This is a genomic window from Pseudomonas putida S13.1.2, assembly GCF_000498395.2.
In the GTDB taxonomy this organism is placed as follows: Bacteria; Pseudomonadota; Gammaproteobacteria; order Pseudomonadales; family Pseudomonadaceae; genus Aquipseudomonas; species Aquipseudomonas putida_Q.
Genome location: NZ_CP010979.1, coordinates 955180 through 977196, shown reverse-complemented (window position 1 = coordinate 977196; position 22017 = coordinate 955180). Strand labels below are relative to the sequence as shown.

17 protein-coding genes are annotated in these 22017 nt (G+C 64.0%); 8 read left to right on the top strand and 9 right to left on the bottom strand.

The genetic code is table 11. From position 1 onward, the window contains the following. Positions 1-112: 112 nt before the first annotated feature. Positions 113-1288 (bottom strand): MFS transporter, encoded by a 1176-nt coding sequence (locus tag N805_RS04400; RefSeq protein WP_028613250.1) that lies wholly within the window; start codon positions 1286-1288, stop codon positions 113-115. Between the two features lie 94 nt (positions 1289-1382). Here N805_RS04400 and N805_RS04395 point away from each other — a divergent pair, with 94 nt between their 5' ends. The 3 genes from N805_RS04395 to N805_RS04385 all read left to right on the top strand — a co-directional run bounded on the left by N805_RS04395 (position 1383) and on the right by N805_RS04385 (position 4040). Next, positions 1383-2294: a LysR family transcriptional regulator gene (locus tag N805_RS04395; RefSeq protein WP_028613251.1), complete on the top strand. Its 912-nt coding sequence runs from the start codon at positions 1383-1385 to the stop codon at positions 2292-2294. A 215-nt stretch (positions 2295-2509) separates the two neighbouring features. Further along, complete coding sequence (locus N805_RS04390) at positions 2510-3001, top strand: DUF1543 domain-containing protein (RefSeq protein ID WP_028613252.1); 492 nt, start codon at positions 2510-2512, stop codon at positions 2999-3001. Positions 3002-3062: 61 nt separating this feature from the next. After that, a complete protein-coding gene (locus N805_RS04385; RefSeq protein ID WP_028613253.1) occupies positions 3063-4040 on the top strand; it encodes a D-2-hydroxyacid dehydrogenase family protein in 978 nt (325 codons plus the stop codon). A 174-nt stretch (positions 4041-4214) separates the two neighbouring features. Here N805_RS04385 and N805_RS04380 read toward each other — a convergent pair whose 3' ends face one another. After that, positions 4215-4724 carry a hypothetical protein gene (locus tag N805_RS04380; protein ID WP_028613254.1) on the bottom strand — a complete coding sequence of 170 codons (510 nt, stop codon included), beginning with the start codon at positions 4722-4724 and terminating at the stop codon, positions 4215-4217. A gap of 179 nt (positions 4725-4903) precedes the next feature. Between N805_RS04380 and N805_RS04375 the strand changes: the two genes are divergently transcribed. Further along, positions 4904-5914 (top strand): 5'-nucleotidase, encoded by a 1011-nt coding sequence (locus tag N805_RS04375; RefSeq protein WP_028613255.1) that lies wholly within the window; start codon positions 4904-4906, stop codon positions 5912-5914. Here N805_RS04375 and mhpT read toward each other — a convergent pair. Together mhpT and N805_RS04365 are read right to left on the bottom strand one after the other, a co-directional pair. Beyond that, on the bottom strand, positions 5911-7143 hold the full coding sequence (mhpT, locus tag N805_RS04370; RefSeq protein ID WP_033741959.1) for a 3-(3-hydroxy-phenyl)propionate transporter MhpT: 1233 nt from the start codon (positions 7141-7143) through the stop codon (positions 5911-5913). The genes N805_RS04375 and mhpT overlap by 4 nt on opposite strands. Positions 7144-7176: 33 nt before the next feature. Then, on the bottom strand, positions 7177-8568 hold the full coding sequence (locus N805_RS04365) for an alginate export family protein (protein WP_028613257.1): 1392 nt from the start codon (positions 8566-8568) through the stop codon (positions 7177-7179). 249 nt (positions 8569-8817) lie between these two features. On the opposite strand from N805_RS04365, the gene N805_RS04360 reads away from it, so the two are divergent. Next, entirely contained in the window at positions 8818-10500 is a 1683-nt protein-coding gene (locus N805_RS04360) for an arylsulfatase (RefSeq protein WP_028613258.1), read from the top strand. Beyond that, on the top strand, positions 10497-11522 hold the full coding sequence (locus N805_RS04355; RefSeq protein ID WP_028613259.1) for a formylglycine-generating enzyme family protein: 1026 nt from the start codon (positions 10497-10499) through the stop codon (positions 11520-11522). The genes N805_RS04360 and N805_RS04355 overlap by 4 nt, the downstream gene beginning before the upstream one ends. Here the strand turns inward: N805_RS04355 and N805_RS04350 are convergent. The 5 genes from N805_RS04350 to N805_RS04330 all read right to left on the bottom strand — a co-directional run bounded on the left by N805_RS04350 (position 11503) and on the right by N805_RS04330 (position 18796). Then, positions 11503-13233 carry an acyl-CoA dehydrogenase gene (locus N805_RS04350; protein ID WP_028613260.1) on the bottom strand — a complete coding sequence of 577 codons (1731 nt, stop codon included), beginning with the start codon at positions 13231-13233 and terminating at the stop codon, positions 11503-11505. The genes N805_RS04355 and N805_RS04350 overlap by 20 nt on opposite strands. Positions 13234-13247: 14 nt before the next feature. Beyond that, a complete protein-coding gene (locus N805_RS04345) occupies positions 13248-14489 on the bottom strand; it encodes a thiolase family protein (RefSeq protein ID WP_028613261.1) in 1242 nt (413 codons plus the stop codon). Beyond that, entirely contained in the window at positions 14486-16369 is a 1884-nt protein-coding gene (locus N805_RS04340) for a feruloyl-CoA synthase (protein ID WP_028613262.1), read from the bottom strand. Before N805_RS04340 ends, N805_RS04345 begins: the two co-directional genes overlap by 4 nt. A gap of 74 nt (positions 16370-16443) precedes the next feature. Then, positions 16444-17892 (bottom strand): aldehyde dehydrogenase, encoded by a 1449-nt coding sequence (locus N805_RS04335; RefSeq protein ID WP_028613263.1) that lies wholly within the window; start codon positions 17890-17892, stop codon positions 16444-16446. 73 nt (positions 17893-17965) lie between these two features. After that, positions 17966-18796, bottom strand: a complete 831-nt coding sequence (locus N805_RS04330; protein WP_019473962.1) for a p-hydroxycinnamoyl CoA hydratase/lyase — start codon at positions 18794-18796, stop codon at positions 17966-17968. Positions 18797-18995: 199 nt separating this feature from the next. Between N805_RS04330 and N805_RS04325 the strand changes: the two genes are divergently transcribed. Together N805_RS04325 and N805_RS04320 are read left to right on the top strand one after the other, a co-directional pair. Then, positions 18996-19466 (top strand): MarR family winged helix-turn-helix transcriptional regulator, encoded by a 471-nt coding sequence (locus N805_RS04325; protein WP_019473961.1) that lies wholly within the window; start codon positions 18996-18998, stop codon positions 19464-19466. A 391-nt stretch (positions 19467-19857) separates the two neighbouring features. Beyond that, positions 19858-22017: a TonB-dependent receptor gene (locus tag N805_RS04320; protein ID WP_019473960.1), complete on the top strand. Its 2160-nt coding sequence runs from the start codon at positions 19858-19860 to the stop codon at positions 22015-22017.

Below are 22017 nucleotides of genomic sequence, written 5' to 3'. Positions count from 1 at the left end.
CTTTGCAGCCCATCGCGACACAAGGCCGCTCCTACAAGGGATCGCATTTTCCCTGTAGGAGCGGCCTTGTGCCGCGAAAGGGGCGCACAGCGCCCCCGGCGATCTCAGCTTGTTACACCACAACCTGCCCCGCCGCTGCCACCACCCGCCCACGCCAGGCAAACAGCAACACCATCACCAAGCCCAGCGCCGCCATCGCTGCGCCCGCCAGGGAAATCGCCGGGTAGCCCAAACCTGCGTTGATCACTGCGCCACCCAGCGCCGCGCCAATCGCATTGCCCAGGTTAAACGCACCAATGTTCACCGCCGAAGCCAGGTTCGGCGCATCCTTGGCTGCCTCCATCACCCGCATCTGCAGTGGCGGGACCAGTGCAAAACTGGCCGCGCCCCAAAGCAGGATCGCCAATGCCGTCGGCAGCGGCCAGTCCAGCACCAGCGGGAACACCAGCAGCACAGCAATCAACAACGCCAACGACAGGATCAGCGTGCGGTCGATCGAGCGGTCTGCCGCCTTGCCGCCCCACACGTTGCCCAAGGTCAGGCCCACACCGAACAACACCAGCATGGCTGTCACGAACGTGGTGGACGCTGCCGCCTCGCTCTGCAGGATCGGCGCAATGTAGGTGAACACCGTGAACATTGCACTGGAACCCACCACTGTCAGCAGCAACGCCGCCAGTACCGGGCCGCGGCCCAGCACCCGGATTTCGGCCATAGCCCCGTCGCCTTTGGGCGACGGCACATTGGGCAGCGCGTACCAGAGCGTGGTCATCGCCACCAGGCCAAGCCCGGCAATACCCCAGAATGCCGTGCGCCAACCCAGCATTTCACCAAACCAGGTCGCCAGCGGCACGCCGCCGATGGTGGCCAGGGTCAAGCCCATGAACATTGCCGCCACCGCCCCGGCGCGCTTCTCGGGCGGTACCACGCTGGCCGCGACAATCGAGCCGATGCCAAAGAAGGCACCGTGGTTGAGCGAGGTGACCACACGGGCCACCAGCAGGCTGGTGTAATCGCTGGCGAGGGCCGACATCAGGTTACCCAGCGTGAAAATGGCCATCAGCCCGATCAGCAAATAACGCCGCGGAATCTTCACCGTGGCCAGGGTCATCAGCGGTGCGCCGATCAGCACGCCAAGGGCATAGGCGCTGACCAGCAGCCCCGCGGCAGGGATGGAAACGCCAAGGTCAGTGGCGATGCTGGGCAACATGCCCATGGGGGCGAACTCGGTGACACCGATGCCAAAGGCCCCGATGGCGAGTGCGACAAGAGGTGGATTGATACGCATGGCAAGCTCCTTATCTATGCCGCAAATGCTACGATCCATTTCAAAATCGCACTAGACTGCTTTTTTGCTAACCACCTTTGCGTACGAGGCACAAATGGACTTCAGTGGAAGATCCGGCGAGATGGAGATATTTGCCCGGGTGGCGCAAGAAGGTAGCCTGTCGGCCGCCGCGCGGGCACTGAACCTGACGCCTTCTGCGGTCAGCCGCATCATCGCCCGTACCGAACAGCGCCTGGGCACCCGCTTGCTGCTGCGCACCACCCGGGCGATCACCCTCACCCCCGAGGGTGAGGCGTACCTGCGCGGTGCACGGCGGGTGCTGGCCGACATGCTCGAAGTGGAGGAAGCCATCACCGACCAGGGCGTGCCGCGCGGGCGCTTGCGGGTGAGCGCTGCGCTGGGCCATGCCCGGCTGACCGTGGTACCCCTGCTGGCGGCCTTCAGCGCACGTTACCCGCAAGTGCTGGTTGACCTTACCCTCAGTGACGAAGTGGCCGACATTCTCGGCGGCCAGGCCGACGTAGCATTGCGTTTCGGGCACCTGCCGGACAGTTCGTTGAGCGCCCGCGCCATTGGTGAAACCGGCCAGGTGGTGGTTGCCTCGCCCGAGTACCTGCAACGCTGCGGCACCCCGCTTGAGCCCGAGGACCTGGCCCGGCACAACTGCCTGCGCTTCAACTTCCGCCGTGCCGCGCCCGACTGGCCGTTTCGCCGCGACGGGCAGGTGTTCTCGTTGAAGGTGACGGGAAACATCGAATGCAGCAGCGGCGAAGCCTTGGCGCAACTGGCCAGGATCGGTGCCGGCGTGGCACGCATCGGTACCTTCACGGTGGTGGACGACCTGGCCAGCGGGCGGCTGGTGCCATTACTGGAGGCGTACAACCCTGACGACCGCGAGCCGATCCATGCGGTGTTCGTCGGTGGCCAGGCGATGCCGGCGCGGGTGCGGGTGTTTGTGGACTTTCTTGTAGAGCACCTGGCTGGCGGCCTGCGCAATCCCTTGTAATCGATGACTCGCCCCGGCCGAGGCATCACAGTGCCACGGTGGCGTTCGAAGAAGCCAACGGCAGCGAGGGCGAGAAGGGCGAAGCCCGTGCCATCCACCGCGCTGCCTGCTTCGCGGGCATGCCCGCTCCCACAATGCTAGGTCATCGCTTCATGGAACGGGCTGTGCCTGGGTACAATGCGCATGTTCATTTTATGCCATGCAAAGGACCACCCATGCTTTACGTCGTCATGCTCGGAGGCCGCCATCCCGGCGCCAAGATTGAAGTCCACGACGTGGTATTCGCCCAGGCCGACACCTTCGAACAGGCCTACCCGCAGTTGCGTCAGGCCTGGTTCGGTAGCCCGAAAGGCTTGCACGTCGATTCGTGGCTGCAGGTGCACGGCGTAGACGGCCAGCGCGTCGAACTGCGCCCGCATGCCCCCGCCCGGGGGGCCCTGCGCCTGTACTTCATCAACCTCGGCGGTTACGAGCGCGATGTGTTCGGCGAGGCGCACCGCTACCTGCTGGTTGCCGCCCACAACAAGACCGAAGCCAAGGCCCTGGGCAAGCAGCGCATGCAGGCACACTGGCTGAAGCCGCACACCGACGCCTTGCTCGATGTCGACGACTGCCTGGCAATCGACCAGGTGGGCGGGCAGTTCGTGCACCTGGTCGAAGGGGCGCATGAGCCGGTGGTGGTGCGCAGCGACTACATCCTGATCTGACGTTGATACCTGCAGTTGGGGTATCTTCGACGCTTCACCGTACCGCCAGGGCCAGACCACCATGCGCATTGTCATACCCGACGACTACCAGGATGTGATCCGCACGCTCGACTGCTTCGGCAAGCTGAGCGGGCACGCGGTCAGCGTGCTTCATGAGCGCCAGCCGGCCACGCTGGAGCAACTTGCAGCACGCTTTGCCAATGCCGACGCACTGGTACTCACCCGCGAACGTACCCGCATCGACGCCGCCTTGCTCGACCGCCTGCCCAACCTCAAGCTGATCAGCCAGACCGGTAAGGTGTCCAGCCACCTGGACCTGGCTGCCTGCACGGCGCGCGGCATTGCTGTAACCGAGGGGCGCGGCTCGCCGGTGGCGCCTGCAGAACTTGCCTGGGCGCTAATCCTCAATGCCCGCCGGCAACTGGTGCCGGCCATCGATGCCTTCCGCCAAGGCCAATGGCAGGTCAATCTGGGCCAGGCGCTGGCCGGCCAGCTGCTGGGTATTTGGGGCTACGGCAAGATCGGCCAGCGTCTGGCGCGTTATGCCCAGGCGTTCGACATGCCCGTGCTGGTGTGGGGCAGCGACACCAGCCGCGCCGCAGCCCAAGCCGATGGCCACCGCGCAGCCGCCTCGCGTGAGGCATTTTTTGCCGAAGCGGATATTGTCAGCCTGAACCTGCGCCTGTCCGACCAGACACGCCACGGGGTGACCTTCGACGACCTGTCCCACATGAAGCCCGACGCCTTGCTGGTGAACGTCAGCCGCGCAGAACTGATTGCCCCGGGGGCATTGCTGCAGGCACTGGATGCCGGTCGGCCTGGTTACGCGGCAGTGGATGTTTTCGAGGAAGAGCCGGTGCTCGACCCCGCCCATCCGCTGCTGCGCCACCCACGTGTACTCAGTACACCGCACCTGGGGTACGTGGAGAAGAACGGCTACGAGCTGTACTTTGGCGACGCCTTCGACAATGTGCTGGCCTTTTTCGAAGGCGAGCCGAAGAACGTTGCCAACCCTGAGGCCCTGGTGGCTCGACGCTGAGCCCTGCGGGAGCAACTGTCTTGTTTAAAATTTCAGAGTTTGCGCGATCACTGTGGGAGCGGGCATGCCCGCGAACACCGGCGAAGCCGGTGCCATCCACAGTGCAGGATTCTTCGCGGGTGAACCCGCTCCCACAAGGACCGCGCAGGCCTCAGGTTTGCCTTTAAGCAACGTTCAACCGAACAGGTTCAGCCCCAGCGCAAACACAGCCACCGCCAGCGCCACCAGCGGCACGGCATTGCGCTCCAGATACGCCGCCCAGCCCGTCCCGGCCAACTGCTGCAATTGCAGCTCGCATTCACGCTGGCGCTCAGCCAGGCTGGCCAAACGCGCCTCGACGCTGTCAACGCGCTGAGCCTGGGTACTGGTTGCCAGCGCAAGCCTCTTCAACGCCGTAGTCACAGTGGTGGACAACGCTTCCCGGGCCAGGTTGCTCACGGCCAGCTGCTCCTGGTGCTGCTCAAGGGTCTTGCGGATCGCCCCTTCCTTCTGCACGCGGGCCAGGGTACTTGCCACCAGTTTCCGGTTCTGCACCTCGCCACTGGCCTGCAGCGCGGCCAGTTCGATTGCAAGCTGGCCCTGCACACTTTCAAGGCGCTCCACCTCTTGCCTGCAGAAGGCATGGCCCTCGGCCAGCGCCAGCAGTTCGTCGAGCTGTTGCTTGGGTTCGTCTAGCTGGTTCATCAATTCCTGCCCCGGATACAGCGGTAAAGTGCGGAAAGCTATCAAATTGGCATCACTGAATCCACTGGCGTACGAGAGCATTGAGCGGTTGATCAGGTATCCGTGGTACCAGAGGCCTGAGGGCTTTCGTCAGCGCGCAGGCGTACACTTGCCATCAGCACAGGCTCAGGAGTTGCTCAATGCCCTACCCCATCGAACAGAAACTGGTCATTGGCGTTGCCTCGAGTGCGCTGTTCGACCTCACCGTCTCGGACGACATCTACAAGTCCCAGGGTGTCGAGGCGTACCGCCAGCACCAACAGCAGAACCTGGACGAGCCATTCCCCAAAGGCGTGGCGTTCCCGTTCATTCGCCGCTTCCTGAGTATCAACCAGGCCTTTCCCGAGCAACTGCCGGTAGAAGTGGTGCTGCTTTCGCGCAACTCCCCGGAAACCGGCCTGCGGGTGTTTCGTTCGATAAACCATTACCAGTTGGACATCACCCGCGCGGCGTTCATGTCCGGCCGCTCGCCCTACGAGTACATCCCGGCATTCAATGCCTCGCTGTTTCTCAGTGCCAATGAGGAAGACGTACAGAAAGCCATCGATGCCAACTACCCCGCCGGCAGGGTGCTGCCGACGCGCATTTACGATGACGAGATCGACACTGAATTGCGGGTGGCCTTCGACTTCGATGGCGTGATTGCCGACGACGAGGCGGAAAGCGTGTACAAGCGCAACGACAACCTGGACGACTTTCAGGAGCACGAGCGCGTGCACAAGGGCATACCCCATTCGCCAGGGCCGCTGGCGGACCTGTACCGCAAGCTTTCGCTGATACGCATGCTGGAGGACCGCAAGCTGGCCGAGGACCCGGCCTACAAGCGGATCTTGCGGATTGCCATTGTCACGGCGCGCAATGCGCCTTCGCATGAGCGGGTGGTGACGACGTTGAAGGATTGGGGGGTGTCGCCGGACGAGTGCTTCTTTCTCGGCGGGATGGAGAAACCCAGGGTGCTGTCGATCCTGAAGCCGCATGTATTCTTTGACGACCAGCGCAGCCACCTGCAGTCGCCGGCGGGGGATTTGCCGATGGTGCATGTGCCGTTCGGGGTGGCCAACAGGGGGCTTTCAACGACGCTCTCCCCGCTCGCCACGCCTGTGCAGGAACCGGAAGACACCGGCGCTGCCGGTGCCATCCAACCTGTCTAGCGAGCAACTTCCTCAACCGGGGCATCGGCGGTCGGGCGGCTACGTTGGCCCAACAACGCACGCGCCGCCAATGCCGCCACCACCAGGCCAGGTGATGCCGCCAGCAGCAGGCCACCTACGCCTGCCCCCGCCGCCAGGATCTGCCCTGCTGCCAACGGCCCGGCCATCGACCCCAGGCGCCCTACCGCCACCGAAGCACCCACACCTGTGGCGCGCACCTGGGTCGAATACAACGTTGGCGCAAGCGCATACAGCACCAACTGCCCACCAATGGCGCAATAGCCCGCAGTAAACCCGGCCAGCAACATCAAGCCAAAAGTGCTCGACAACCCCAAGCCCGCCAGCGAGACAAGCATGCCGGCATAAGCGATGAACACGGCCCGCCCGGCGAAGCCCCGGTCCATCATCCGCCCGGTGAGGAACGAACCTGCAGCGCCGCCCAGGTTGAACAGAATCTGTACCGCGCCCGCCTGTGGCCGGCTATAGCCTTGCCCAATTAACAGAGACGGCAACCAGTTGAGCAGCATGTACAGCACAGTAAGCGTGAAGAAGCACGCCACCCACAGCAACAAGGTGCGGCTTGCCTGGCCCGGCCCGAACAATTGGCCCAGCATGCCGTTGCCGGCTGCACTGGCCGCGGGCTGGGCACGGAACGCCTGGGACTCCTTCAGCCATACCATCAGCACGAAGGCAATCGCGATGGGGGCAATGCCACCCACGTAGAACACCGTCCGCCAGCCTTCGCCCAGCCCGGCCATGCCGATGACCGACGCGATCGCCCCGCCCAGGGGCACGCCGCAGTAAGTCAGGCTTACCGCCGTGCTGCGCAGGCGCTGCGGCGCGGCCTCGCTGGCCAGGGCAATCAGGATCGGCAAGGCGGCCCCCAACCCCAACCCGGTCATCAGGCGTGCGATCAGCAGCGTGGTGTACGTATCAGCGTGGGCGGTACCCAGCGAGAAGCCGCCGAACAACAGTACTGCCACGATCAGGATGGCCTTGCGGCCCAGCCGGTCGGCCAGCCAGCCACCAATAAACGCGCCGGGCAGCAGCCCCAGCAGCCCGGCACTGAACACCCAGCCAAGCATGGCCGGGGTCAGCGCAAACTCCTTGGCCATGTGCGGCGCTGCAACCCCGGTGGCCTGAAGGTCCAGCCCCTCCAGCAGCGCCACCAGAAAACACAGGCCGATGGTAAGCACCGGCTTGCTTGAAGATGAGGATGAATCACTCATGTGTGGCCCCTTTTGTTGTTATGGGTCGGGAAGTCAAAGCCTGAACGTGGCACGCAAGGAAACGAACGACGAGTCTTCGCCGCCGGCTTCCTTGATGGCAGCGCCGACGTCGTAGTACTTCATGTCGAGATCCAGCGTAAGGTTGGGTGTCGCCAGCCATCGGGTGTTGGCGCGGTAGATGGTGCCCACATGCCGGCCAGTGCCACGGGTGTTGGCCAGCAGGCTCATGCCAGGCATGTACACGCCATCTTCTTCGCGCTGCTTCCACACCTCGAGCACGCCTTGTTCGAAGCGCACCGTGCGCCAGGGCGAGAAGCCGAACGTGGGCCCGACCACGATCACGTTGCTCAAGGTGGTCAGGCTGGCCTCACCGTAAACGCCGTTCCGCGGGAACAGCGGGTCGAAGGTGCCGACCTTGCCGTCGCCCAGGTCACTGTCACCGCTGGCGGCGTCGACACGCATGCCCAGGCGTGGCTGCCAAGGGCGGTCGAAGGTGTAGCCGCTGTCGCTCGACACCGCCCAGGCACGGATCGAGGCGCCGCCCAGGTGGCCACCCTGCCCGGCCAGGTTCCAGCTCCAGTCCAGGGCCTGATAGCGGCCGAACAGGCGGGTGCCGTAGGTGTAGCGTTGCTCATCCCCCGTCTCGCCAGCCAGGCTGCGGTCGTCGGTTTCGAGGCCGAACGCAAACAGGTCCATGTTCCACACGGCCGTCAGCGGCAGGGTGCCGTACAGGCCGTAGAACTTCACCGCATTGTTGCTGCCGTCGTCCCAACTGTCTTCGCCGGTTTTCAACGGCCTGACGGCAAAGGCGTCGAGCTTGCGCCCGTCCTTGAGGTTGAGGCTGGCACGCACGCCATCGAAGCTCAGGCGCAGGTTGGGGACATCCCGGTATGTGACGAACACCTGGTCGCCAAAGGCCATTTCCTGGCGCCCGACCCGCGTGGTGTAGCGCCCTGCGGCGAAGTCGTGGTTGAAGTCGATGAATGCCTGGCGGACTTCATTTCGGCCTTCGTCATTGGGTGAGTACAGGTCTTTACCAAACGCACGGGTGTTCTCCACCTGTACGAAGGTACGCAGGGCATCATCGAACAGGTGCAGGTCGGCATGGGCTTGCAGCCGTTGCAACAGGTAGGAATCGTCTTTCAGGCCACGCAAGCCGAAGAACGGCTTGTTCAGTGCATCGGCGCGGTAACGCGCTTCGGCCCCCAGTTGCAGCCAGGCCGACTCGGACAAGCGATGGTAGCGCAGCCCGTCGAACGGGTCGCTGGCCTTGGCGGGGTCATCCAGAAAACGGTAGTCCTCGACCCAGCGCGGGGCGCCGGGCCGGCCTGGCCGGCTGTCTTCAAGCGGACTGGCCGCTTGCACGCACTGGCACAGCGAAAGCAGCACAACGGGCACCAACGCCCGGTTCAACGGCCTCGTCATCAGAATTTCCCTTTACTTGTTTTTATAAAATTGGATAACTCTGTTAACGATTATTTTTGTTAATCATCTTGCCGTCAATAGCCAATCGACGCCCGCAAGAGGCAGGCGCCATTCTGCGTTCGCTGATCGAACACTAATGCGCACAGGGGCTGCGACAAGGCGCCATTGGTGGCTAGTATTTGTCCTGCGCGGCGTCTGATCCGCCGTCGTACGTGCAAAAACACTCATTAAAACAACAAGAGCACCTACATGAACTGCCTCAAACCCCTTGCCGCCCTCGGCCTGCTCATGCTCGGCGCCAGCCAGGCCATGGCTGCGCAAACAGTTAAGCAACCAAACATTCTGCTGATCGTCGCCGATGACCTTGGCTTTTCCGACCTGTCCGCCCTGGGCAGCGAGATCCAGACCCCGCACCTGGACAAGCTGCTGGCCGACGGCCGCCTGATGCTGGACTTTCATGCCGCGCCCAGTTGCTCCCCCACCCGCGCAATGCTGATGTCGGGCAATGACCCGCACATTGCCGGGCTGGGCATGATGGCCGAAGCACGCAAGCGCCTGCCGGCCGGCGCCGAAGTGCGTGCGGGCTACGAAGGCGTGCTCGGTGCCAACGTCGCCACCCTGGCCGAACTGCTGCACGATGCCGGGTACCGCACCTACATCTCCGGCAAATGGCACTTGGGCATGCAGGCCGCACAGCAGCCACAAAACCGTGGTTTCGACCAGGCCTACGTGCTGCTGGAAGGGGGCGCTGCGCACTTCAAGCAAGCCAACATGGACTTGCAGTCGAACTACAGCGCAACGTTCCAGCACAACGGCAAACCCATCGAACTGCCCGACGACTTCTACTCCAGCACCTGGTTCACTGACCGCCTGATTTCCGCCATCGACGAAGGCAAGGCCAGTCAAAAACCCTTCTTCGCCTTCGCCGCCTACACCGCGCCCCACTGGCCCTTGCAGGCCCCGGACAAATACCTGGCGCAGTACCGCGGCCGCTACGATCAGGGCTACGAGGCCATTGCCCACGAACGCCTGGAGCGCCAGCGCAAGGCCGGCCTGGTGCCGGCGGACTTCCCGCTGCAAGCGCAACTGGAGGGTGTGCCGAGCTGGGCATCACTGACCGTTGAGCAGCAACGCCAGTCAGCGCGCACCATGGAGGTGTATGCGGCCATGGTCGCTGCCCTGGATGCCGAAGTCGGTCGGCTGGTAGATCACCTGCGCAAGGCCGGCGAGCTGGATAACACGCTGATCCTGTTCATGTCCGACAACGGGCCGGAGAACGCTACCCGCGTCGACCCGAACTGGATCAAGCAGCATTTCGACAACAACCTGGACAACTACGGCAAACGTGACTCGTTCCTGATGATCGGCGCGGCCTGGGCCCAGGTCAGCGCCCTGCCCAGCCGCCGCTACAAAATGACGACCTACCAGGGCGGCATCCGCGTGCCAGCCTTTGTCTACTACCCGGCAACCATCAAGCCTGGGCGCAGCGAAGAACTGGCCAGTGTCAGGGACATCATGCCAACCCTGCTGCAACTGGCGGGTGCCCCCATGCCCGGCATCAAATACCGGGAACGCGATATCGTGCCGCCGCAAGGCACCTCGGCCCTGGGCTACCTGCAGGGCCAGGACACGCGCATTCACGCCGAGGACGAAGCCCTGGGCTGGGAAATCAACGGCAGCGCCTCGTTGCGCAAAGGGCCCATGAAGCTGCTGTGGGATGCCACCGATGGCAAGCCGGCCTGGCACCTGTACGACCTGGGCACAGACCCCGGTGAGCACCACGACATCGCTGCCGATCACCCCGAGCAGGTCGCCAGCATGCTGCGCGACTGGAAGGCGTATGCGCAGCGCAGCAATATCGCTATCGACGCCGATGGCCGCCCCGCAAGCCCTGCCAAACTGGCCAGCCCGGCCGTGGCCAGCAAGCCATGATTGCCCGAGTAGCCGGCTGCGCACTGGTCGCCGCCGGCCTGCTCGCCGTGGGCTACAGCGCCTGGCCAGAAGCCCCGGCGCCGGTGCTGCTGTGCAACGGCTACAGTGGCCTGCCCGCAGCGCGCCAGGGCGCCTGGCGTGAGGGCATGGTGCGCTTGCCAGGCGGCACGTTCAGCTTTGGCTCGGACCGTTTTTACGACGAAGAAGGCCCGCCACAGGCGGCAAGCGTGTCGGCCTTCCGGATCGATGTGCATCCGGTCACCAACGCCCAGTTTGCACGCTTCGTTGCCGCTACCGGTTACCTCACCCATGCCGAACGGGGCATCAGCTTCAAGGACGACCCTACCCTCCCCGAGCACCTGCGCGTGCCTGGCGCGATGGTGTTCCAGCAAGGGCCGGATGTACTCAACCCAGGCTGGCAGTTCGTGCCGGGGGCCAGTTGGCGGCACCCGCAAGGCCCTGGCAGCAGCGTGGCGGGGCTGGAAAACCACCCGGTGGTGCAGGTGGCGCTTGAGGATGCCCAGGCTTATGCACACTGGGCCGGGCGCACGCTGCCCACCGAGGCCCAGCTGGAGTACGCCATGCGCGGTGGCTTGCAGGATGCCGACTTCAGCTGGGGCAAAACGGAGTTGCACAAAGGCCGGATCATGGCCAACACCTGGCAGGGCCAGTTTCCCTATCACAACGCGGCAGCCGACGGCTTCACCGGCACCTCACCGGTGGGCTGCTTCCCGGCCAACCGGTTTGGCCTGTTCGATGCCGGGGGAAATGTGTGGGAACTGACCCGAACGGGCTATCGCCCTGGCCACGACCCGCAGCGTGACGCCGCCCTCGACCCGCCAGGCCCCACCTTGGACCAAAGCTTCGACCCCGCCGAACCTGGGGTGAAAGTGGCCGTGATCAAGGGCGGTTCGCACCTGTGCTCGGCAGACCGCTGCATGCGCTACCGGCCCTCGGCGCGGCAACCGCAGGCGGTGTTCATGGCGACCTCGCACGTGGGGTTCAGAACGGTTCGTGAATAAACGGCAAGGGTGCTGCGGCCGCTTCGATGGCCGCCACCTGCCGGTCGAAATCGGGCAGCAGGTAGTCCAAGAAGTAACGGGCACTTTCCTGCTTTTCCAGGCGCTGCGGCGCGTCTACAGGCAGTGCCTGAATGCAGCGGCACGTGCGGGCCCAGGCATAGGCCTGCAAGGCTGTGCCGCACAGTTGCAGGAAGTCGCCCGCAGCGCGGTACGGGTACTCTGGGTCTTCTGCTGCGCTGAGCTGCACCTTGGCAAGCACCACTTCCAGCGTGTCGCAAACCCTGCGCAGCGCATCGCCCTCCTCGCCCGCGCCAGTTTCCCGCCGCAGCTCGACCAGCAGCAGCGCAAAGCCTTCGCCCCCATCACCCAGCACCTTTCGCAGCAGCAAGTCGTTGGCCTGCACTTCGTTGGTGCCTTCGTAGATCATCGCAATGCGGCTGTCGCGTAGCGTTTGCTCGATGGCGAACTCGCAGGTGTAGCCATACCCACCGAACACCTGCAGCGCCTTGCTGGCCAGGTTGAAACCGAGGTCGGTGAACACGGCCTTGAGGATGGGCGTCAACAGCGCTGCCAGCTTCGAGGCCTTGGCCCGTTGTGCGAGGTCAGCTGATGCATCGGCAATATCCAGCCAGTGCGCTGCCCAGTAGCCCAGGGCCCGCATGCCTTCGGTGCGCACACGCAGCTCCAGCAAGATGCGGCGCATGGCAGGGTGCAGGTGAATGGGGTCGGCAGCGCCCTTGGGCTGCCCCGGTGCATTCATCTGCCGGCGCTCCAAAGCGTATTCCCTGGCGTACTGCCAAGCCGCTTGCGCATGCGCCAGCCCCTGCAGGCCGACATGCAGCCTGGCCGAGTTCATCATCACGAACATGGCGGCCAGGCCACCGTGCGCCTGCCCCACCAACCAGCCGCTGGCCCCTTCGAAGCGCAGCGCGCAGGTGGCGCTACCACGAATGCCCAGCTTGTGCTCAAGGCCATCGCAGTGCACGGCATTGCGCTGGCCATCGTCCAGCCATTTCGGCACCAGCAGCAGCGACAAACCACGGCTGCCCGCCGGTGCATCCGCTAGCCGCGCCAGCACCAGATGCACGATGTCGTGCGTCAGGTCGTGGTCGCCGCCCGAGATGAACAACTTGTTGCCGGTGACGGCGTAGCGGCCGTCGCCCAAGGGGTCGGCGCGACAGCGCAGCAAGCCCAGGTCACTGCCGGCCTGAGGTTCGGTCAGGCACATGGTCGGCAGGGTTTGGCCACTGACGATGCCCGGCAGATAACGGGCCTGCAGTTCGACAGACGCATGGGTTTTCAGGCACAGGTAGGCGCCATGGGCGATGCCGGTGTACATGGCCCAGGCATGATTGCTGGCGAACAGCATTTCCTGCAAGGCAGCGTCCAGCACCATCGGCAGCCCTTGCCCGCCGAGCTCGGGGGCACAGGCCAACGCCGGCCAGCCACCCTCGACATAGGCACGGTAGGCCGCCGGGAAACCCTCCGGTGTGCGCACATTACCTTCGTGCAGGCGGCAGCCTTGGCGATCGCCCGGTGCATTCAGCGGGGCCAGCACCTGTTCACTGAAGCGGGCGGCCTCTTCCAGCACCTGAGTGGCCAGGTCGAGATCGATATCTGCATAGGGAGGCATTGCCTGCCAGGCCTGCTCGGCCCCCAGCCAGTGTTGCAGCACGAATTGCATGTCCGCCAATGGCGCCTTCCAGGGCATGGGCTACCTCGCGTTCAAACCGTGAATTGGGGGTTTTCGATCAGCAGCGCCATGCCTTGGCCACCGCCGATGCAGGCGGCGGCAATCCCGTAGCGCAGGCCATCCCGGCGCAGTTGCCGAGCCAGGGTGTGCACCAGCCGCAGGCCGGTGGCGGCCAGCGGGTGACCCAGGGCAATGGCACCACCCTGAACGTTGAGCTTTTCCACATCGAGCTGCAGCGCCCGGGCCACGGCCAGCACCTGGGCAGCCTGGGCCTCGTTGATTTCGAAACGGTCGATCTGTTCCAGGCGCAGGCCGCTGCGTTCCAGCAGCAACGCGATGGCCGGAGCGGGCCCGATGCCCATGGTGTGCGGCGACACGCCAACCGCCGTGGCCATCAGCAAGCGCGCCAACGGCGGCCGGGTACAGGCTGAGGAGCGCGCTACCACCGCTGCGGCGGCGCCATCGACCACTGCACAACTGTTGCCCGCCGTTTGTACGCCGTCACGGTGCACGGCACGCAGCCGGGCCAACGCTGCAGCATCGGTAGGCCGTGGATGGCTGTCCCGGCTGACTTCGCTCACGCCACGCGGCAAGTCGATGCCGCGTGGCAGGCAGCCTTCAACGTCGAATGCCTGCGCCGTGACGCCGACGATTTCCTCATCGAACCAGCCCTGCTGCTGGGCGTGCAAGGCGCGCTGGTGGCTGCGCAAGGCCCAGGCATCCACGCATTCACGGTGCAGGCCGTATTCACGCGCCAGGTTGTCCGCAGTACCGATCATGTCCACGCCGGCAGCGGGGTCGTACAGCGCCTCCCAGAGAAAGTCCTTGAACCCGACCGGCGCACCCAGCCGAAAACCGCTTCGGTGTTCGTAGGCCGCAATCGGGTTGCGCGACATCGACTCGGCGCCCACGCACAGCACCTGCTGGGCGCCACTGCGCAACTGCTCGCCAGCCTGGCGCAACAGTTCAAGCCCGGTGCCGCAGATACGCTGCACCGCCAGCGCCGGGACGGCCTGCGGCACACCGCAGTACAACCCTACATGGCGCGGCAAGAAGTAGGCATCGAAACTGGCCTGGGCCATGCTGCCGGCGAGCACGCTGTCCACCGCCTGCGGGGCGATGCCGGCCCGTGCCAGTACCTCGCGCCCGGCCTTGATGCCGAGGTCGATGGGCGACACAGCGGACAGTGCGCCGCCCAGGTCTACCCAGGGGGTGCGCACCATATCCACAATGGCCGCGTCATCGAACGTTGTGCACAGGCCGGCGCTGCTCATGGCCGCCCCTGCGCGTGCAGCTGGGTCGGGCCTTCACGGCGGTACAGTGCGTCTACCTGCGCGGCCCGCCGCTGCAGCACCGCACGCTGGTTGATCGAACCCTTGTCGGTAATTTCGCCCGCGTCGATCGACGGCGGCTCTTCCAGTAGCGCCAGCCACTCGATGCGGCTGGCGTTGCCCTGGGCGTCACGGTTAAGGCGCGCCAGCCAGGCGGCAAACCAGTTGCGCACCGTGTCGCTGCCCAGCACCTCGGCATCACTGGCATCGGCCGGCAGGCCAGCGAGTGCCCGGCACTCGGGCAAGCGCGGGAACACCAGCAGCCCCAGGCATTCGCGGTCCGGCGCGGTTACCACAATGTCCTGCACATAGGGCGAGCCTTCCAGCACCGCACGGTTACGCAGCGGGCCGACACTGACGAATACCCCGGACGACAACTTGAAGTCCTCGGCGATACGGCCATCGAACATCAGGCCCTGTTCGGGCTGCTGCAGATTGGCCAGCTTCAGTGCATCGCCCGAGCAGTAGAACCCCTCCTCGTCAAAGGCCTCGGCGGTTTGCTGCGGCGAACGCCAGTACCCCGGCATGATGTGCGGGCCACGGAAGCGCGCCTCCAGCTTGTCGGCCTGGGGTACCAGCTTCACTTCGCAACCCGGCGCCGGCAGCCCCACATAACCGGCCATCGACAACGGCCCGGTGGTGAAGGTGCAGGACGGCGCCGCTTCGGTCATACCCAGGCCAGCCATCATGCGGATGCGCTCGCCACAGTGCTGCTCGGCGATGCGGTCCAGGCGGTCCCACACGCTTTGCGACAGGCCCGCTGCGGCGAAGAAAAATAGCTTGATGCGGGCGAAAAACACATCACGCAACTGGGCGTCCTGCTCCAGTGCCTTGGCCAGTTCTTCCCAGCCCTTGGGCACGGTCAGGTAGGCCGTTGGCGAGATTTCGCGCAGGTTGCGCAAGGTTTCGCCGAAGCCTTGCGGGGTGGGTTTGCCCGCGTCCAGGTAGAAGCTGCCACCGTTGTACAGCACGATGCCAAGGTTGTGGCTGCCGCCAAAGGTGTGGTTCCAGGGCAGCCAGTCCACCAGCACCGGCGGCTCTTCGGCGAACACCGGGAAGGTTTGCAGCAACATCTGCTGGTTTGCGCAGAGCATGCGCTGAGTAGTGATCACCGCCTTGGGCAGTTTGGTGGAGCCCGACGTAAAGAGGAACTTGGCGATGGTGTCGGGCCCCGTTGCGGCAAACGCTGCATCGCCAGCAGCGGTGTCGCAGGGTTGCAGCAGGCTGTCGAAGCTCAAGTGCCCACGCCCCGGTGCTTCGCCGCGCATGCTGACCACGGGTACCGACGCATCAAGCACGGCATCGAAGGCGCGCAAAAACGGCTGAGTATCGGTGGTGAACACCAGGCCGGGGGTCAACACCTGGCACACATGCCGCAGCTTGGCAAAATCCTGCGACAGCAGTGCATAAGCCGGCGATACCGGGCAATACGGGATGCCGGCATACATGGCGCCAAGCGCAATCTGCAGATGCTCGATGTCATTGCCGGAAAACAGCGCCAGCGGCCGCTCGGCGCTCAGGCCAAAGCCCAGCAGGTGGGTTGCAATGGTGCGCACCTGGCTGAGCATTTGCGCATAGGTGATTTCACGCCAGGCACCGTCAGGCTCACGCGCTGCAATAAACACAGTATCAGGGCGCATCTGCGCCCAGTGCAGCAGCCGGTCGAGCAAACGCGCAGGCAGCGGTGCCAGGGGCTCGACCGGCTGCATGCGCAGGATGCCGTCGGCTTCACTGACCTGCACCTGAGGGTGCCCGATGGACACCTGCCGGTAGGGCGGGCATTGGCCAGGGTCGGACGACCGTAAGCGGGCTTCGGTATTCACGCAGGTTGCTCCTTGTTCTTGTTTTACATCCTGCCGCCGCCCGGCGCTGCCGGTGGCGGCCAATTGCGTGTTGCTCAGATGGGGTAATGCCGCGGGCCATGCTGCAGGGTGACCCAGCGCAGCTGGGTGAACTGATCGATGGCCGTGCGGCTGCCGAAGCTGCCGTAGCCACTCGACTTGACCCCGCCAAACGGCATCTGCGCCTCGTCGTGCACGGTCGGGCCATTGATATGGCAGATGCCCGACTCCACCCGCTGGGCCAAGGCCAGCGCACGGCTGGTGTCGCGACTGAAGATGGCCGACGACAGGCCGAATTCAGAGTCGTTGGCCAGCTTCAGCAAGGCTTCGTCACCCTCGGCGCGCAACACCACCGCCACCGGCCCGAAGGACTCCTCGCGGTACAGGTGCATGCTGCTATCGACGTGGTCGAGCAGGGTCGGCTGCAGGATGCTGCCATCCAGCTGGCCGCCACATACCAGGCGTGCGCCCTTGGCCACGGCATCATCGATCAACGCCTTGATGCGCTCACCGGCCGCGCCGCTGACCAGCGAGCCGAGCACTGATGTGCTGGCCAGCGGGTCGCCGGCGCGCAGCCCGGCCACCTTCACCGCCAGCTTGTCGACAAAGGCGTCGGCGATGCGGCTGTCCACCACCAGCCGCTCCGTGGACATGCAGATCTGCCCTTGGTTGAAGTAGGCGCCAAACGCCGCAGCTTCGACGGTTGCATCCAGGTCAGCGTCGTCCAGTACCAGCAACGGGGCTTTGCCGCCCAACTCCAGCAAAGCTGGTTTGAGGTGCCGGGCGGCCAGCTCACCGACAATGCGCCCGACATGAGTAGAACCCGTGAAATTGACACGGCGCACGGCCGGGTTGGCGATCAGCCGCTCGACGATGGCCGGGGCGTCTTGCGGGGCATTGCTGATCACGTTGACCACGCCGTCGCCCAGGCCTGCATCGTGCAGCACCTGGCCGATCAGCCGGTGCGCTGCCGGGCTCAGTTCCGAAGCCTTGAGCACCACCGTGTTGCCGCAGGCCAGCGGCATGGCGATGGCCCGGGTAGCCAGGATGACCGGGGCGTTCCAGGGCGCGATGCCCAGCACCACGCCACAGGGCGCGCGCAAGGCCATGGCGAAACTGCCAGGTACATCCGAAGGGATGACTTCACCGGTAATCTGCGTGGTCATGGCTGCGGCTTCGCGCAGCATATTGGCGGCCAGTTTCACATTGAAGCCATACCAGTTGGCCATGGCCCCGGTCTCACCCGCCACCGCGATAAACTCGTTTGCCCGCGCCTGCAGCAAGTCTGCACCGGCCAGCAAACGGCTGCGACGCTCGCCGGGCGCCAAGGCGGCCCAGGCCGGGAACGCTGCACTGGCAGCGGCCACCGCCGCATCGGCATCGGCCAGCGTGGCAGCGGCGGCTTGCGACACCCCTTCACCGGTGACCGGGTTGCGCCGCTCGAAGGTACGTCCATCGCTGGCGGGGCACGACCGCCCGCCTATCAGCAAAGGCACCTGCAACATGCTTATTCCTCTTTTTTGTACTTATAGGGAATACCTGCAGGCTGTGGCCGGTAATGGCCCAGCCCGCTTGAACTCAACGCTTGTAGGCCTGCAAGCCTGGCTTGATGCTCTTGTCGTCGAGGAACTGCTTCATGCCCTGCTCTCGCCCACCTTCGGTGTCCAGCAGACGGGACTGGTCGAGCTTGGCGTACAGGTAGTCTTCGTTCTGCTCCCAGGTCAGTTCGCGGCAGCGCTTGAAACCGTTCTTGGCCGCACGCAGCACCACCGGGTTCTTTTCCAGCAGGTTGAGCGCCAGTTCGCGGGTAACGTCACGCAATTGCGCCAGCGGCACGCTTTCGTTAACCAGCCCCATCTCGGCGGCCTTGGGCCCACCAAAGGTCTTGCCGGTCATGATGTAGTACAGCGACTGGCGGTGGCCAACGGTATCGGCCATGGCTTTGCTGACCAGGTTGCCCGGCGGGATGCCCCAGTTGATTTCCGACAGGCCGAAGGTAGCCTCGTCGGCACAGATGGCCAGGTCGCAGGCCACCAGCGGGCTGAAGCCGCCGCCAAAGCACCAGCCGTTGACCATGGCGATAGTCGGCTTGGCGTACATGCGCAACAGCCTCCATTGCCATTGCGAGGCATCGCGGCGGATTTTTTCTTGCAGGATTTCCGGGCCGGCGTCCACCTCACGGAAGTATTCCTTCAGGTCCATGCCTGCAGTCCACGACTCACCTGCGCCGGTCAACACCAGCACCCCGGCGTCGCTGTCCTGTTCCAGGGTTTCCAGCACGTCGACCATTTCCCGGTTCAGCGTGGGGCTCATTGCATTGCGCTTTTCCGGGCGGTTGAGGGTGACCCAGGCAATGCCCGACTCCAGTTCGACCTTCACGGTAGCCCAGCGGCCTTCGTATTTGCTCATGGTTCTGCACTCTTGTTGTTCGAGGTGGTGAACACCAAGCTAAGCGAGCCAATTAGTTATGTCAATTAACTATTATGAAAATTATCTTTCCACCGCTGCCGGTGTGGCGGTTATTTGCCAGTCACTCCCCTAGCCGGATTTCACCAAGGCAGGCAGACTGAGTAACTTTCTTATCCATGAGCCAGGAGCCTGTACCCCCATGGCAAGGTCTGCCCGCACTACCGAAACCGCTTCCATGCCCGCTGCAGCTGCGGATGGGGTACTTGAGGACTTGATCGGCTACGCCCTGCGCCGCGCCCAATTGAAGCTGTTTCAGAACCTTATTGGCCGGCTTTCGGCACACGACCTGCGCCCGGCGCAGTTTTCGGCGCTGGCGGTGATCGAGCAGAACCCTGGGTTGATGCAGGCGGACCTGGCGCGGTCGTTGGCGATCGAGCCACCGCAGGTGGTGCCCCTGCTGAACAAGCTGGAAGAACGGGCCTTGGCCGTGCGCGTGCGGTGCAAGCCGGACAAGCGGTCTTACGGAATCTTCTTGAGCAAGGCGGGAGAAGCGCTGCTCAAGGAACTGAAGCAGATCGCCAAGGACAGCGACCGCGAGGCGACCTCGGCGCTGGATGATGAGGAGCGGGACCAGTTGTTGCGGTTGTTGACCAAGATTTACCTGGAGTGACGCTCAGGCGCAGGGGTCGACGAAGCCTACAAGACCGCACCACATACGCGCACGGTAGCGACCGCACGCGGTCGCTACCGTGCACGTATTTCGTGGATGTGGAGGTTTAGTCCGACTGACCACTCGGCGCCTGAAAAACCACCTCTACATCAACCATAAAATGCATTTATTGAATTTTAAGCATTTTTATTAATTCATATTAATAATATTAGCTTAGACGCAAAAAGTATTTCAAAACGTTTTTTCATAGAGATATGTTCTCACCAGACCGACCCCTGACTGGCGGAGGCAAAGGAACCTAATACCTCCTTCAGCCTCAGGTCACCTCACCCGGCTGCGGTATCCAGGTATCCGAAATCCCATTCGATGCTGGTTATCTGGAAGCTGCAGCATGAAGCCTTTGCCCTACCCTGTTCGCCCTCGCCTGTACGCCGCCGTTGCGTTCGCCCTGTTCACGCCCACGGCCTTCGCCGAGCCTGCCCAAACGCCAGGCGACAAGCTGCCAACCGTCACTGTCACGGCGGAGCACCGTGAAGAGAACCTGCAGAAAACCCCGCTGGCGATCAGCGCCTTCGACGAGCGCACCCTGCAGGATGCGCAGATCAACAACATCCGCGACCTGTCCGGGCGGGTGCCCAACCTGACGCTGAACCGCCAGTCCATTTCCTACAGCGCACAAACCTACGGCATACGCGGTATTGGCGAAACCGACCCGATCCAGGAAGCGGCCGTTGCGGTATACGCCGATGACCTGTACATCCCGCGGGCGATTTCTTCGATGCTGGACTTCAACGACGTGGAGCGCGTTGAAGTGCTGCGCGGCCCACAAGGCACCCTGTACGGGCGCAACAGTGCAGCCGGCGCGATACGGGTAATCACCCGCGACCCGACCCAGCAGGCCCGCGCCTTCGTCGAGCTGGGTGCCGGCAACTACAACGCACAGAACGGGCGCCTGCTGGTGAGTGGGCCGCTGGTGGACAACACCCTGTTCGGCAGCTTTTCGGCCATACGCCTGACCCGCGACGGCACCGTGTACAACCGCACCCGCCACAAGGACGTCAACAACATCGACATCCAGTCCTACCGCGGCAAGCTGCGCCTGGCCCCGCAGGATTCGCCCTGGGACGTGCAACTGACCCTGGCCGGCACCTTCGACCGCGGCGATACCACCAGCTATACGCCCTTCAACCCGGCCAATGGCCATTTCGACAAGTTCAAGACCTACAGCAGCCTCGACCCGAAGAACAAGCTGGACCAGGGCAGTGCGGTGCTGCGTGCGCTCTACAACATCGATGACCACCTTAATTTCAAGTCGGTCACGGCCTGGTCGGAATTCGACCAGCCGGTGGACTACGACAACTCCGGCCAGGCCAACAGCGGCACCGCGTCGCCGATCCAGAACAACCTGATCACCTACAAGCAGCGCTACGCCACCCAGGAATTCCAGCTTAACGGCGAATACGACAGGTTCAGCTACACCCTCGGTGTGTACCTGTACAAGGAACGCTTCCGCGCCGAGCGCGACAGCCTGACCTTTTCGGTGGCGCAAAACCGGGTCAATACCAGCGGCCAATACAGCACCACCGACACCGAAAGCTACGCGTTGTACGGGCAGAGCAATTACAAGCTGACCCCTCGCCTGTCGCTGACCACCGGCCTGCGCTTCACCCACGAGCACAAGAACTTCGATTACACCAACTACGCCATCACCACCGACCGGGCAATCACCGGCACTAACTTCGCTGCCGAAACCAGCGATTCCTGGGCATCGCTCAGCCCCAAGATCGGCCTGGAGTACGCCTGGAGCGACAACCTGGTGCAGTACGGCTATGTGGCCCGGGGCTTCAAGGCTGGCGGCTTCGACAACCGCGCGCCAACCCGCGCCGCTGCCGAGCAAGGCTTTGATCCGGAAAACGTCACCACCTATGAGGTGGGCTTGAAGGGCGACTTTGCCGATGGCCGCCTGCGCAGCAACATCGCCTTCTTCTACAACGACTACGACGACCTGCAAACTAATGCCTGGGACCCGGCCATCAGCGCCAACCTGCGTACCAACGTTGGCAGTGCCCACACCTACGGCGTGGAGCTGGAAAATACCGTGCTGCTGGCGCGCGACCTGCGCCTGACCGCCAACCTGGGCTACCTGAAAAGCCAGTACGACGACTTCCAGAATGCCAGTGGCCCAGGCGTGAGTGCCGACGGCAAGGAAATGATCTTTGCACCGGAATGGAACGCCAGCCTTGGCCTGAACTGGACGGTGCCCGTCAACCTGCCGGGTGAGCTGGTGGCCAACACCGACTACCAGTACCAGACCCGCTCCTACGCCAACCCGCTGAACGCCGATATCTACGAAGTACCTGCCCAGGGCTTCTGGAATGCCAGCACCAGCTATGCCAGCGCCGACGGCCACTGGACCACCACCTTGTCGGTCAAGAACCTGCTCGACCGCGCCTACCCGCAAAGCATCGCCTACTCGGCCGCCAGCCGCACCGCCTACTACTCGGTGAACGACCCACGCACCGTGCTGCTGAGCGTGCGCTACGAGCTGTAG

Bases quoted from the DNA above. Each gene is read 5' to 3' on its own strand.
- N805_RS04390 (WP_028613252.1), top strand. From the start codon at position 2,510: ATGCTTTACGTCGTCATGCTCGGAGGCCGCCATCCCGGCGCCAAGATT.
- N805_RS04400 (WP_028613250.1), bottom strand. From the start codon at position 1,288: ATGCGTATCAATCCACCTCTTGTCGCACTCGCCATCGGGGCCTTTGGC.
- N805_RS04335 (WP_028613263.1), bottom strand. From the start codon at position 17,892: ATGTTGCAGGTGCCTTTGCTGATAGGCGGGCGGTCGTGCCCCGCCAGC.
- N805_RS04355 (WP_028613259.1), top strand. From the start codon at position 10,497: ATGATTGCCCGAGTAGCCGGCTGCGCACTGGTCGCCGCCGGCCTGCTC.
- mhpT (WP_033741959.1), bottom strand. From the start codon at position 7,143: ATGAGTGATTCATCCTCATCTTCAAGCAAGCCGGTGCTTACCATCGGC.
- N805_RS04350 (WP_028613260.1), bottom strand. From the start codon at position 13,233: ATGCCCTGGAAGGCGCCATTGGCGGACATGCAATTCGTGCTGCAACAC.
- N805_RS04320 (WP_019473960.1), top strand. From the start codon at position 19,858: ATGAAGCCTTTGCCCTACCCTGTTCGCCCTCGCCTGTACGCCGCCGTT.
- N805_RS04325 (WP_019473961.1), top strand. From the start codon at position 18,996: ATGGCAAGGTCTGCCCGCACTACCGAAACCGCTTCCATGCCCGCTGCA.
- N805_RS04375 (WP_028613255.1), top strand. From the start codon at position 4,904: ATGCCCTACCCCATCGAACAGAAACTGGTCATTGGCGTTGCCTCGAGT.
- N805_RS04395 (WP_028613251.1), top strand. From the start codon at position 1,383: ATGGACTTCAGTGGAAGATCCGGCGAGATGGAGATATTTGCCCGGGTG.
- N805_RS04385 (WP_028613253.1), top strand. From the start codon at position 3,063: ATGCGCATTGTCATACCCGACGACTACCAGGATGTGATCCGCACGCTC.
- N805_RS04380 (WP_028613254.1), bottom strand. From the start codon at position 4,724: ATGAACCAGCTAGACGAACCCAAGCAACAGCTCGACGAACTGCTGGCG.
- N805_RS04330 (WP_019473962.1), bottom strand. From the start codon at position 18,796: ATGAGCAAATACGAAGGCCGCTGGGCTACCGTGAAGGTCGAACTGGAG.
- N805_RS04345 (WP_028613261.1), bottom strand. From the start codon at position 14,489: ATGAGCAGCGCCGGCCTGTGCACAACGTTCGATGACGCGGCCATTGTG.
- N805_RS04360 (WP_028613258.1), top strand. From the start codon at position 8,818: ATGAACTGCCTCAAACCCCTTGCCGCCCTCGGCCTGCTCATGCTCGGC.
- N805_RS04365 (WP_028613257.1), bottom strand. From the start codon at position 8,568: ATGACGAGGCCGTTGAACCGGGCGTTGGTGCCCGTTGTGCTGCTTTCG.